General features: G+C 67.6%; 13 protein-coding genes and 1 pseudogene. 7 read left to right on the top strand and 7 right to left on the bottom strand.

Annotated elements, in window-relative coordinates; translation table 11 throughout:
- Window positions 1-135: 135 nt before the first annotated feature.
- Together ICW72_RS01060 and ICW72_RS20475 are read left to right on the top strand one after the other, a co-directional pair.
- Complete coding sequence (locus ICW72_RS01060; protein ID WP_191084533.1) at window positions 136-810, top strand: sigma-70 family RNA polymerase sigma factor; 675 nt, start codon at window positions 136-138, stop codon at window positions 808-810.
- Between the two features lie 85 nt (window positions 811-895).
- Window positions 896-1,015, top strand: a pseudogene (locus tag ICW72_RS20475) (NepR family anti-sigma factor); the annotation flags it as partial.
- Between the two features lie 175 nt (window positions 1,016-1,190).
- On the opposite strand, the gene ICW72_RS01050 reads toward ICW72_RS20475, so the two are convergent.
- Both ICW72_RS01050 and pdxY read right to left on the bottom strand, forming a co-directional pair.
- Window positions 1,191-1,754, bottom strand: coding sequence for a lipid-binding SYLF domain-containing protein (locus ICW72_RS01050; protein WP_191084531.1), 564 nt, complete (start codon window positions 1,752-1,754; stop codon window positions 1,191-1,193).
- A gap of 86 nt (window positions 1,755-1,840) precedes the next feature.
- Window positions 1,841-2,683: a pyridoxal kinase PdxY gene (pdxY, locus tag ICW72_RS01045; protein WP_191084530.1), complete on the bottom strand. Its 843-nt coding sequence runs from the start codon at window positions 2,681-2,683 to the stop codon at window positions 1,841-1,843.
- A gap of 88 nt (window positions 2,684-2,771) precedes the next feature.
- On the opposite strand from pdxY, the gene ICW72_RS01040 reads away from it, so the two are divergent.
- Both ICW72_RS01040 and ICW72_RS01035 read left to right on the top strand, forming a co-directional pair.
- Window positions 2,772-3,728, top strand: a complete 957-nt coding sequence (locus tag ICW72_RS01040; protein ID WP_191084529.1) for a tripartite tricarboxylate transporter substrate binding protein — start codon at window positions 2,772-2,774, stop codon at window positions 3,726-3,728.
- A 2-nt stretch (window positions 3,729-3,730) separates the two neighbouring features.
- Window positions 3,731-4,561, top strand: a complete 831-nt coding sequence (locus ICW72_RS01035; protein ID WP_191084528.1) for a GGDEF domain-containing protein — start codon at window positions 3,731-3,733, stop codon at window positions 4,559-4,561.
- Window positions 4,562-4,568: 7 nt separating this feature from the next.
- On the opposite strand, the gene ICW72_RS01030 is transcribed toward ICW72_RS01035, so the two are convergent.
- Complete coding sequence (locus tag ICW72_RS01030) at window positions 4,569-5,699, bottom strand: CaiB/BaiF CoA transferase family protein (RefSeq protein WP_191084527.1); 1,131 nt, start codon at window positions 5,697-5,699, stop codon at window positions 4,569-4,571.
- A 222-nt stretch (window positions 5,700-5,921) separates the two neighbouring features.
- Between ICW72_RS01030 and ICW72_RS01025 the strand changes: the two genes are divergently transcribed.
- On the top strand, window positions 5,922-6,455 hold the full coding sequence (locus ICW72_RS01025) for a hypothetical protein (protein ID WP_191084526.1): 534 nt from the start codon (window positions 5,922-5,924) through the stop codon (window positions 6,453-6,455).
- The gene (locus ICW72_RS01020; protein ID WP_191084525.1) at window positions 6,455-6,871 is read left to right on the top strand and encodes a hypothetical protein; all 417 of its coding nucleotides are present in this window, start codon (window positions 6,455-6,457) and stop codon (window positions 6,869-6,871) included. The genes ICW72_RS01025 and ICW72_RS01020 overlap by 1 nt, the downstream gene beginning before the upstream one ends.
- A 159-nt stretch (window positions 6,872-7,030) precedes the next feature.
- Here the strand turns inward: ICW72_RS01020 and ICW72_RS01015 are convergent, their stop codons facing one another.
- The 4 genes from ICW72_RS01015 to ICW72_RS01000 form a co-directional block, all read right to left on the bottom strand.
- On the bottom strand, window positions 7,031-8,194 hold the full coding sequence (locus ICW72_RS01015; RefSeq protein WP_191086069.1) for an IS4 family transposase: 1,164 nt from the start codon (window positions 8,192-8,194) through the stop codon (window positions 7,031-7,033).
- A gap of 68 nt (window positions 8,195-8,262) precedes the next feature.
- Entirely contained in the window at window positions 8,263-9,936 is a 1,674-nt protein-coding gene (locus tag ICW72_RS01010; RefSeq protein ID WP_191084524.1) for a uracil-xanthine permease family protein, read from the bottom strand.
- Entirely contained in the window at window positions 9,936-11,099 is a 1,164-nt protein-coding gene (locus ICW72_RS01005) for an acyl-CoA dehydrogenase family protein (RefSeq protein WP_191084523.1), read from the bottom strand. Before ICW72_RS01005 ends, ICW72_RS01010 begins: the two co-directional genes overlap by 1 nt.
- A gap of 86 nt (window positions 11,100-11,185) precedes the next feature.
- Window positions 11,186-11,650, bottom strand: a complete 465-nt coding sequence (locus ICW72_RS01000) for an Hsp20 family protein (RefSeq protein WP_191084522.1) — start codon at window positions 11,648-11,650, stop codon at window positions 11,186-11,188.
- A 123-nt stretch (window positions 11,651-11,773) separates the two neighbouring features.
- Here ICW72_RS01000 and def point away from each other — a divergent pair, with 123 nt between their 5' ends.
- A complete protein-coding gene (gene def / locus ICW72_RS00995) occupies window positions 11,774-12,301 on the top strand; it encodes a peptide deformylase (protein ID WP_191084521.1) in 528 nt (175 codons plus the stop codon).
- Window positions 12,302-12,307 lie beyond the last annotated feature (6 nt).

The following is a 12,307-nucleotide window of genomic DNA, read 5'->3' as shown; positions in this document are numbered from 1 at the left end:
GGCATCTTATGGGAATGAACGTGGCAGGGCTCTCCGGGTTGCCTGGACACCCCCCGCTTCACATTACAATTTTTTAATGCAATGAAGTCCGGGCCTCAGCGTTGGGGGGGCATGCGAGCACCGGACACAAACACGATGCCCCTCCCTCAGGACGACCAGGCCGAGGCCAACATGGTCGCTTCCGCACCCGAGGTCAGCTTCCATGACCTTCTTGTCGCCGCCCTGCCCGCCCTGCGGCAGCAGGCTCTGGCGCTGACGCGCAACCGCGCCGATGCCGATGACCTGGTGCAGACCAGCGTCAGCAGCGCGCTGGCCGCGCAGACCTCCTTCCAGCCCGGCACGAATTTCGGCGCCTGGATGGCGCGCATCCTGCGCAACCGCTTCCTGTCCAACATGCGCCGCCGGCGCGAGATCGTGGACATCGAGGACGCGCCCGCCTCCCTGCTCGCCCGCAGCGGCGGCCAGGAGGAAGGGCTGGCCATCCAGCAGCTTCGCCACCTGATCGGCAAGCTGCCGGCGGATCATCGCCTCGTCCTCATCATGATCTCGGTCCAGGGCCTTTCCTACGAGGAAGCCTCGGAGCAGCTCGACGTGCCCGTGGGCACGCTGAAGTGCCGCGTGTCCCGCGCGCGCGCCATGCTGCGCCGCTGGCTGCTGGGCGATGACGAGGCCCCCAAGCCCCGCGTCGCCGCACCCAAGACCCGCACGCGCGCTTCCGTGCCTTCTCATGCGCTCTCCGCTTTGCCCGCGGCCCCTGTCATGGCTAAGCTTGGCCGTGATAAGGCTGGGGCACAGCTGGAGCGGCGGTGAGCGGCGATACGGAAGAACCGGACAGGCCTGGACCACGGATGAGCAAGCCTGGCTCCCCCCGAAGCGTGCCCGCAAGGCACCCTCGGACAAGGCGTTCGATCTCTGGCTCGACCAGGGGTTGCACGCCATGTTCGACGAGGTGGCGAAGGAGCCGATTCCGGAAGAGCTGCTGCGTCTGATCGAGCAGGACCGGAACAACAAATAGGTTCCGGTATGGCCACCATGTCCAGGCGGCCCACACCTTGAGACCCGCAACCTGCCCCTGACGGGGGTGGGCGGCGGGTTTTTTCGTGTCCGGCGGCACCCTGCCCTCAGGGCAAGGAAAAACCCGCGTGGCGCGGGGCCACGCGGGGCGTGTGTCGGCCTCGCGGCCGGGCGGATCACCGCTCCGGCGTGAAGCGCGTGATCTTGGTGCCGTTCAGCGCCAGCGCCGCCATCAGGCCCTGCTGGCCGAAGGTGATGGCATAGACGGGCTCGGCCAGCGTGGTCGAGGTCACGTTGGCCTGCAGGCCACGGTCCAGCGCCACCACCGAGGGGCCCGTGCCGATTTCCCAGCCATCGGCATTGTCCAGCGCGCGCAGCGCGGCCTCGGTCATGAAGAACATGGCGAGGCCCGAGGTCTGCGCGCCGGCCTGCAGGCCGAAGGAGGCGCCGACGATGCGGTAGTAGCCCTGGTGCGTGGCGCCGCGGCGCAGCGCGCCCTCGCCATACTGGCCGCCCACGATGAAGCCGCCCTGGATGATGCGCGGGAAGATCAGCACGGCCTGCGCCTGCGAGAAGAGCGGGCCGGTGTTGTCCATGGCGCGCAGGCGGCGCTCCGCCTCGGCCACGTCGCGGCTGATCTCGGGGCCGGTGGCGGCGGCGGCGTCACGGGCCAGCGGCGCGCTGGCCAGCAGCCCGGCACCCGCGGCGAGAAGGGGGAATTGGCGTCGGGAAAGGTTCATGGATCGGTCTTCCTTCGAGCGGCGCCGAGATGGCGCGCGTCTGCTGGCCCAACGCATGAACCTGAAGGCGGATGCAGCGGCCGGGGTTAAACCTCTTCCACCGCGAAGACCCGGCTGGGCGCCACGAACTCCTCCTGCGCCGCCACGGTCAGGATTTCGCGCGAGCCCGCCTCGGCCGTCCGCCGCAGCAGGCCGAAGATGCTGGAGGCGGCGGCCGACAGCGCCACCTCCGCCGCACCGCTCCGCAGCCGGTGGAACAGGAAGAGGGCCGCGATGGCATCCCCCGCCCCGTTCACGTTCAGCGGCAGCAGCGGCGTGGTGACGCGCCAGAAGCGCCCGCCCTCGGCGGCCAGCATGGCGATGCCCTCCGCATCATCCGCGTCGAAGCTGGTCAGCAGCACGCAGCGCGGGCCCATGGCCTGCAATTCCGCGATGGCGGCCTTGGCGGAGGCGAGGTCGGTCACCTGGCGCCCCGTCAGCCATTCCAGCTCGAAGCGGTTGGGGGTGGCGATGTCGGCGCGCGGAATGGCCGCGTCGCGCAGGAATTCCGGAATGCCGGGGCGGACGAAGACGCCGCGGCCCACATCGCCGATGACGGGGTCGCAGCAATAGAGAGCGCCGGGGTTGGCGGCCTTGGCGCGGGCCACCGCGTCCAGGATGGCCTCGCCGATCTCGGCACCGCCCATGTAGCCCGACAGCACCGCGTCGCAGCGCGCCATGGCGCCGCGTTCCTCGATGCCCTGCACGCAGTCGCGCACCAGCCCGGCCTCGAACACCTGGCCGCGCCAGGCGCCATAGCCCGTGTGGTTGCTGAACTGGACGGTGTGGATGCCCCAGACCTCGGCGCCGAGCCGCTGGAGGGGAAACATCGCGGAGGCATTGCCCACATGGCCGTAGGCCACCCAGGACTGGATGGAGAGGATGTTCATCGCGAAGCGAGGGTTACTCCCGCCGCGCGGGCTTGCCCACCCGCCCCGGCCTTGCCCCGCGCAACCAAGGGATGCGAGGCTCGGCGCCATGCGATGGCTCCTGCTGGTGATGCTGCTGCTGCCCTGGCTCGGGGGTGCGGCCGCGCGCGCGGAGCCCGCCGAGGCCTGGCCCAGCCGCGACATCCGCATCATCGTCCCCTTCCCGCCCGGCGATGCGGCGGACAGCGAGGCGCGGCGGCTGGCCACCCATTACGCCGAGGTGTTCGGCGTCAACTTCGTGGTGGACAACCGGCCGGGCGTGTCGGGCCGCATGGGCACGGAGCTGAGCGCGCGGCTCGCCTCCGATGGCTACACCCTCATCATGACCGCCAGCGGGCCGCTGACGCTGGTGCCGCAGATCCTGGGCGCGGGCTATGACCCGCTGGTGAGCTTCGAGCCGGTGCTGCTGCCCGCCGCCATGCCCCTGCTGCTGCTGGCCCCCGAAGGCCCCGCCTATGCCCAGGTGCGGGACCTGGTGCTGCGCGCGCGGGGCCAACGGCGCGGGCTCGCGGCGTGCTCCACCGGCATCGCGACCCCTTCGCACATCGCCGCCGTGCTCTTCGCCCGCAGCCTGGACCTCGATTTCGTGCATGTGCCCTATCGCGGTTCCTACGCCGCCATGACCGATGTGATGGCCGCGCGCTGCGACATGCTGTTCGACAACGCGGCCTCGGCCGGGCGGCATGCGCGGGCGGGGCGGGTGCGGGCGGTGGCCATCACCACCGATGCGCCGCAGACGGCCTGGCCGGGCGTGCCGGCGCTGGAGGGCGTGCGGCTTTCCACCTTCTCGGTGCTGGTGGCGCCGGGCGGGACGCATCGCCTCATCGTGTCGCAACTGAACGACATCGGGCGCCGCTTCCTGGCCCGGCCAGAGGAACGCGCGCGCATCCTGGCCGAAGGCGGGCAGCCGCTGGACCTCGCGCCCTCGCAAATCCGCAGCTATCTCCGGCACGAGATCGCGGGGTGGAACGCCATCCTGCGCGGAATGGACCTCGCCCGGGACTGAACATGGATTCGATGACCGCCTGGAACTGGAGCTTCCTGCTGCTCCGGGCCGCCACCACCATCGCCTGCGTCGTGGCGGCCGTGGCCGTGGCGCGGCATGGGCGCGGGCGGCGCGGCACGGGCTGGGGGTATCGCGCCGGGGCCATCCTCTATCTGCTTCTGCTGGCCGGGCTGACCATGGCCGAGGGCTATGGGCAGATCACGACCTGGGCGGGATTGAGCACGCCATTGCTGGGCTGGTTCTGGCTGGCCACGGATCTGGTCATCCCGCTGGCCGTGCTGCTGCTGCTGCGCATCCTGCGCGAGCGCAACGCGCTGGCGGGGCAACTCGCCGCGGCCGCCCGGCATGACCCGCTGACCGGCCTGCCCAACCGCGCGGGCTTCGCCGAGGAAGTGGCGCAGGCCCTCGCGCGAGCGACGCGCGAGAGGGTTCCGGTGGCCGCCGCGATGCTCGACCTCGACCGCTTCAAGCGCGTGAATGATGGCTGGGGCCATGCGGCGGGCGATGCGGTGCTGCGGGGTGCGGCGGACGCCATGCGCCAGGCCATGCGCCCGGGCGACATCCTGGGCCGGATGGGGGGCGAGGAATTCGCGTTGCTGCTGCCGGGCCTGGATGCGCAATCCGCCCTGCCCGTGCTTGAGCGGGTGCGGGCCGCGGTGGAGCAGGCCGTGCCCCATCCGGGCGGGGGTGAGGAGCGGGTGACGCTCTCGGCCGGCGTCGCCACCCTCGCCGCGCCGCGCACCGAGGCGCTGGAGGCGGCGCTTCGGGCGGCGGATGGCGCGCTCTATGCGGCCAAGGCGGCGGGGCGCAACCGCGCCCTGCCGGCGACGTGACCCAGGCTCAGGCCGCGAATTCCGCGCGCACCTTGTCGGTGTGCGCGCCCAGCGCCGGCACGGGGCCGAGCGCGCGCGGCCCGTCGCTGAAGCGCGCGGCGGGGGCGGCGATGGCGATGGGGCCCTTTTCCGTCTCCACCGTCACGCGGCGCAGCGCGGGGTGTTTCGCGAGCCCGTCCACGCCGTTCACGAAGCCATAGGCGGTGTTGGCGGCTTCCAGCTTCGCCACACATTCCTCACGGGTGCGCGCGGCGAAGATGGCGGCGATGTGCGCGTCCACCATGGGGCGGTGCGCCACGCGTTCCACATTGGTGCGGAAGCCCTCGCGCTGCGGCAGGGTCGCGTCGTCCAGGAAGTTCGCGGCGAAGAGCGCCCATTCGCGCTCATTCTGGATGGAGATCAGGATCAGCGCGCCATCCTTCGTCTCGAAGGCGCCATAGGGGCAGAGCGATGGGTGGGCGAGGCCGATGCGCTGCGGCGCCTTGCCCGTGCCCTCAAAGTAGAGCAGCGGCACGTTCATCCAATCCGCCATGCCGTCGAAGAGGGAGACGGCGATGCCCTTGCCGCGGCCGGTGATGCCGCGCTCGATCAACGCCTCCAGCACGGCGGCATGGGCGTTCATGCCGCAGGCGATGTCGCAGGCGGAGACACCCACGCGCCCCGGCCCCTCGGCGCGGCCGGTCACGCTGCACAGGCCGCTCTCGGCCTGGACCAGCAGGTCATAGGCCTTCATGGAGGCGTATTCGCCCTCCTCGCCATAGCCCGAGATGTCCACGGTGATGAGGCGCGGATGCTTCGCCCGCAGTTCCGCGGAACCGAAGCCCGCGCGGGCCATCGCACCCGGCGCCAGGTTCTGGATGAAGACGTCGGCCTTCTCCAGCAGCCGCGCCAGCAGCGCCTTGTCGTCCGCCTGCTTGATGTCGAGGCAGATGCTCTCCTTGCCGCGGTTCAGCCAGACGAAATAGGTGGAAAGCCCGTTGCAGGCCGCGTCATAGCCGCGCGCGAAATCCCCCTCGGCGCGTTCGATCTTGATGACGCGCGCGCCGGCGTCGCACAGCTTGGCCGAGCAGGTGGGGGCGGCCACCGCCTGTTCCATGGACACGACGAGTAGGCCGGTGAGGGGTTTGCCCGCGATCATCTTGTTGAAATCCTCCAGTTCGGCGCGGAGGATGCCACCCGTGGCGGCGGGCGTTAAGCGCCACGCTACTGCATGCTGCACATTTACCGAGGATTAGTCGAGTATTGCGCACCTTCTGTACTCATGTTAACATAGAGGAATATGTTGTGTTAGCATGTCAGATGAGTGCGCCCTCCAAAATAAACTGATGCCTCGATGCAGAGGCTAACGTTAGGAATGATCATGGCATCAGGCGAACACAAAATAGATGAGATCAACAAAATAGTAGAATTCGACCTATCTCCAATAGAGAAGTCGCGTCTTTTGCTTAACAGGCGCCGACGCATCCTTAAGATTACTTTACTTTTTACCGCACTATACGCTGCAATCATGTCTATCAGCGTTTTATACATCACCTATCTCGAAAATGATCTAGCAAGCCTTACTATTACAGTACTCAATAAAGAATATAATCTACTTTCTGCCCTAATTTGGTACACAATCATGATAAGCGCGCTTCTTTTTAGCATTGTTTCGTACTTTTCAGCACAATTTGCATTTCACAATCTAGAATATAGCCAAGTGCTTCGCCACACTCTTACTAGCATGAAATCCAACTTAAACGATGTTCGTTCTAGTACACTCATTATCGAAAGTATTATCCAAGAAAGCAAAGTGCTTGCCCAGCGGAATGTTGAATTGCTTCGGAGAAACCATGAACTCGAAAATGAAATAAGTGAATTAAAGCAAAAATATAAATTCGGGAACGAAGCATAATGTCAAATCGTTCCGCGACGGCAACCATGTCAGTACTTACTGGCAGCATAACTTCGATCGCGATAGCACTTAGCGATGAATTAATTCCGAATGCAAATCTTAAATCTCTTTTTGCTGTAACTATTGGAATTATTTCGTCTATAATTGTATACGAAATTCTATCTTGGATGACGTACTTTAAATTGCTAAGACGAAAAAATATGATAGCAAAAATAATACCTCAAATTCAGCAAATTGATAGTGTTCTGAGGCACGAGATTTTGAGCAGCTTGAATGCTGCACGAAGTCATGCACCCGATTCAAATCAGACGCGGGAAATTGAAACAGCGGTTGTTAGGTGCAGTACAAATCTAGCTGTTGCACTTTCGGAAATTCAGAATGAGGCGGTAAAATTGCTGCGTGATTTGGCAGATTAAATTCAGATTTGCCGCGAATGGAATTCTGAGGCGTATTTACTCGTTTATCAAGAAAAGTCGTGCATATATCTAAGTGGGTGTGCTCCGATCGGAAGCTCGGTCGTATTACTCCAGGTCGAATTCCAGCACCGCCTCCTGCCGGCCATCTCAGCGATCCCCTCATTTCTGCTGAGCGAACATGCCGTTGAATTCGGCTGCGTTTGAGAGGGCTTTGGCAAAGGCCTGGATCAGCGGCGCGAGCCTGTGCTCGGGCATGTTCGGGATCAGTTCGTAGAGCATGCAGCCCTGGCGGAACAGCGAATGGCTTCGGGTCTTCGATGTGTTTGACTTGAGTTGGCGGTCCATCCCCAGGCTCTCTCCGACGGTGCCGAGCAGCGTCAGCAGCGCCATGGCGAAGGCGCTGACCAGCAGCAACCGGTCCCGTCGCATGGGCTCACCGACACGCGTCGCCGACAGCCCCATGCCGAAGCGCAGGTCCTTGGTGTCGCGGAACTGCGGCTCGATGGTCCAGCGCCGGGCATAGTGGTTGACCAGCATGGCCGCCGTCGCCTCGGGGTCGCTGGCCGCCAGGCACCAAGGCTCCTTCATGCCCCTGGCATGCACGCACACCACCGCACCCACCGGCTGGCCCTGCGCGGTCACCCGCGCATCGCGCAGCTTGCGGGCGCGGCCGCCCTTGCCCACCCACTCGGCCGCGGGCCGGGTCTCGCCGGCGGCATCGGTGACGTGGATGTTGCCGCGGAAGCGGATGACGTAGCCGAAGCCCAACTCGGCCAGGAACGCGAACAGCTTTTGGTCGCCGAAGCCGCGGTCGGCCAGGATCGTCGCCCGGCAGTCCGGCGGCAGCGTCTCGGCCAGGCGACGCAGGCAGGCGTCCTCATAGTCGTTGCGCCGGTCGGCCAGTTCCTCCTTCCAGACGGAAAGCCAGATCAGCGGGGCCGCCCGGCCATGGCCGGTGACCAAGCTCAGCACCAGGGTCGACTGGCCGTCATGGGCAAACTCGGTCCAGTCCATTGCCACCAGGATGTCGGGACGGGGGCCCACCTGCTGCGGCACCCAACGGGCGAAGCTGTCCCACACGTCGATGCCGGCGTTGCTCATCAGCCGGTCGACCTGCTTGACCGCGTGCTTGGTCGAAAGGCCTCGGGCCTGCGCCAGCGCCTGGCCGATCAGCGACACCGCGAGCGATGCGCCGGCCATCACGCCCAGCGTCGCGCCGGCCAGGGCATCAACCCGCTTGGCGTGCAGATCAGGCCCGTAGACGCCGCCAATGAAGGCACGGACATCCTCAAGCCGCCCACCTGTCCGACCCCGCTCCACCATGTCCATGCTCCAAACCGACCAAGCTTGGAACAGCTACAGAACCCCGCCGAATCGGCGCCAGAACCGCGTCACCGGAAATGAGGGGATTCTTGAGGCCGGCCATCGGCCACGGCGCGCAGGCGCATGGCATCCGTCTTGTGGCGCAGCAGCAGCAGGGCCACGCGGCGCAGATCGGGCTCCTCGGGCGGGGTGGCGGGGTCCAGGGGCGTGATGGGCACGCCCTGCCAGGACAGCGTCAGGCGCAGCACCGGGTCGGTGTTCTCCATGCGCAGATGCACCGCGCCGCCCGAGGCGATGTCCTCCTCGGCCAGCAGGGCGAATTCCTCCAGCGCGCCGCCCACCCGGTCGGCCACCGCGCGGCGCACGCCCCATTGCTGCAAGGGAACACGGGCGGCCTCCAGCAGCGCCGGCACGCCCTCCGCCGGGCGCCATTCCAGCCCGACTTCCCGCGCGAGGCCGATCCGCAGCAGCGGCCCCAGCACCAGCGCGACCGCCAGCGCCAGGGCCAACGAGGAAAAGGTCAGCGCCTGCACCGCGAAGGGCAGGCCCTCATAGAGGCCGGGGATCAGCGCGCCGGAGAGCCCCACCACCAGGCTGACGCCCAGCAGCACTGTCCGCCGCTGGTCCAGCAGGCGTTGCGTGATGGTGATGAAGCCCGAGGCGATGATGAAGGCCGAGACGTAGAGCAGCGCCGCCCCCAACACCCCCTGCGGGATCAGCAGCATCCAGACCGCGGCCGAGGGCAGCAGCGCCAGCCCCACCCAGAACGCCCCCGCCGCCAGCCCGACCACGCGCGAGCGCACGCCGGAGGCCACGGCCAGACCCACGCTGCCCGTGTAGCTGTTCATGCCCGGCAGCCCCATCAGCCCGGCCAGCGTGGTGCCCATGCCATCGGCCAGCACGCCGCCGCGGATGCTGCGCTGGTCGGGGCGGGTCCAGTGCGGGTCCTCGGCGCGCTGGGCAGCGATGATATCGCCCATGCAGCGCACCAGGCTCGCCAGCGCGCCCAGCAGGAAGCCGGGCAGCAGGGCCCAGTTGAAGCTGGGCGTCACGGGCGGGCCGTCCAGCAGGCTCACGCCCTCCACGGCGGGCGTCTCGGGCGCGCTGCCCAGCAGCAGGGCCAGCGCCGTGCCCCCCACCATGCCCGCCAGCACCGCGAGCGGCCGGATGCGCGGCGGCCCCCAGATGGCCAGCGCCACGATCAGGCAGAAGGTCGTGACGGCCACGCCGCGGTCCGCGCCCAGCGCGGGCTCGGCCGGGGAGCCCACGACCATGAGCCGCACGGCCAGGATGCCGAGGGCCAGGCCCACCAGCAGCACGATCAGCCCGATGATCTCATTGGGCACCTGGTTGCGCAGCCGCCGCACGAAGGGCGAGAGCGCCATCTGCGTCAGCCCCGCCACGATCGTCATGCCCGCGACCGCGGCCAGCCCCTCGCGCTGCGCGACCACCACGGAGAGGGGCAGATAGATGGCGGTGAAGATGCCGCAGATGAGATAGCCGGAGCCGATGCCCCAGCGCCCCCAGCATTGCAGCAGGGTGGCGATGCCCATGGCCAGCATGGACCATTGCAGCACCGCGGCCTTCAGCGCCGCATCGGCCCCCGCCGCCTCGGCCACCAGCAGGGGGAAGCCGAGCGTGACGGCGGCCAGGCCCGCCTGCTGCAGCGCGGAGGCGACCAGCAGCGGCGCCGGCGGTGTCTCGTGCAGGCGCCAGGCCCTGGGCGCGCCTGCCGGGGGCATCAGTAGCTGCGCGGCATGCCCAGCACATGCTCACCGATGAAGGAGAGCACGAGGTTCGTGCTGATGGGCGCCACCTGATAGAGCCGCGCCTCGCGGAACTTGCGCTCCACATCGTATTCCTCGGCGAAGCCGAAGCCGCCATGGGTCTGCACGCAGGCCTCGGCCGCGGCCCAGGCGGCGTCGGCGGCGAGCATCTTGCCCATGTTCGCCTCCTCGCCGCAGGGGATGCCGGCCTCGAACTTCTCCAGGCCCTGCTTCACGATGGCCTCGGCCGCGCGCATCTGGGCATAGGCCTTGGCGATGGGGAATTGCACGCCCTGGTTCTGGCCGATGGGACGGCCGAAGAGCACGCGCTCCTTGGAATAGGCCACCGATTTCTGGGTGAACCACTTGGCGTCGCCGATGGATTCCGAGGCGATCAGCAGGCGCTCCGCGTTCATGCCGTCCAGGATGTAGCGGAAGCCGCGGCCCTCGACGCCCACCAGGTTCTCGGCCGGAACCTCCATGTTGTCGAAGAACACTTCGCAGGAATTGTGGTTCATCATGGTGCGGATGGGGCGGATGGTGAGCCCCTTGGCGGTCCGCATGTCCACGATGAAGGTGGAGAGGCCCTCGGTCTTCTTCGCCACCTGGTCCTTGGGGGTGGTGCGGGCCAGCAGCAGCATCAGGTCGGAGTGTTCCGCGCGGCTGGTCCAGATCTTCTGGCCGTTGACGATGTACTTGTCGCCCTCACGCCGGGCGAAGGTGCGCAGGTTGGTGGTGTCGGTGCCGCTGGTGGGTTCGGTCACGCCGAAGGCCTGCAGGCGCAGCTCGCCGCTGGCGATGCCGGGCAGATAGCGCTGCTTCTGCTCAGGGCTGCCATGCTTGAGGATGGTGCCCATGATGTACATCTGGGCGTGGCAGGCGGCGCCGTTGCAGCCCTCCTGGTGGATGGTCTCCAGGATGGCCGCGGCGGCGGAAAGGGGCAGGCCCGCGCCGCCGAATTCCTCGGGGATCAGCGCGCCGAGATAGCCCGCCTCGGTCAGCGCCTTCACGAATTCGGTCGGATAGCCGCGGCGGGCGTCCAGCTCACGCCAATATTCGCCGGGGAACCGCGCGCAGAGCTTGCGGACCTCCTCGCGGATTTCGGCGTGGGGGTCGGCGGCGATCAGCGGCTGGTCCATGGCGGGTCTCCCTCTTCGTTTCCGATTAGGGCGCGACCCGCCTCACGGCAAGGGCGCGGCGGCACCTGCCGCGCGGCGGAGGCGCGCTACTCCTCCTCGCGCCGCACCCGCTGCTGCACCACGGGCCGCGAGGGGCCCGCCCCCTGCCGCCCGATGGGGATGGAGCGCACCTTCACCTCCGGCATGGGCCGCTGGAGGTCTATGTGCAGCAGGCCGTTGTCGAGGTAGGCGCCCTCGATCTCGATGCCCTCGGCCAGGACGAAGGCGCGCTGGAACTGCCGCGCCGCGATGCCGCGATGGAGGAAGACCCGCCCTTCCGTGTCGTCGCGCTGCCGCCCGCGGATGACGAGCTGGTTGTCCTCCTGCGTGATCGCCAAATCCTCCATGGCGAAGCCCGCGACGGCCAGGGTGATGCGCAGCCTGGCCGGCCCCGTCTGCTCGATATTGTAGGGCGGGTAGCCATCCGCGCTCTTCTGCACGCGGTCGAGCATCTGCTCGAGGTGGTCGAAGCCCAGGAACAAGGGCGAGCCGAACACCGAGGAACGGGACATGGGGCCTCCTGACCGCAGCGAGCCGCGGCGCGCCCCGGAACAGGCAGCGCGCCTTGCCTGAGAATTGGCGCGCCCCGGGCCTTGTTGCAAGGCGGCGCGTGGGGGGCTACCTCCGCGCCGGCCATGACGGACGAAACCCTCCCCATTCTCTACGTGCCCGATCCGCGGCTGCGGAAGAAGGCGCGCCCCGTGGCGCAAGGCGATGGGGATGCCGTGCGCGCCCTCGCCCCGCGCATGCTCGCCACCATGTATGCGGCACCCGGCATCGGGCTGGCGGCCCCCCAGGTGGGGTCAGACCTGCGCCTCATCGTCGTGGATGTGGGGGGGAAGGAGGCACCGGCGCCCATGGTGCTGGTGAACCCCGAGATCATCGCCGCCAGCCGCGAGATGGAGGTGCGCGAGGAAGGCTGCCTCTCGCTCCCCGGCCAATACGCGGATGTGGAGCGGCCCGCGCGCATCCAGCTGCGCTGGCTGGAGCTGGACGGCACGAAGCGCGAGGCGGAGGCGGACGGGCTGCTGGGCGTGTGCCTGCAGCACGAGATTGACCATTTGAACGGCGTGCTCTTCGTGGATCACCTCTCGGCGTTGAAGCGCAACATGCTGCTGCGCAAGCTCGCCAAGGAACTCAAGGCGCGGGAGAGCCGCGATTAGCCCGAA

Source organism: Roseococcus microcysteis, from assembly GCF_014764365.1.
Lineage (GTDB): Bacteria > Pseudomonadota > Alphaproteobacteria > Acetobacterales > Acetobacteraceae > Roseococcus > Roseococcus microcysteis.
Note: the sequence above shows the minus strand (reverse complement) of the source record. Positions and strands in the feature narration are given on the sequence as shown.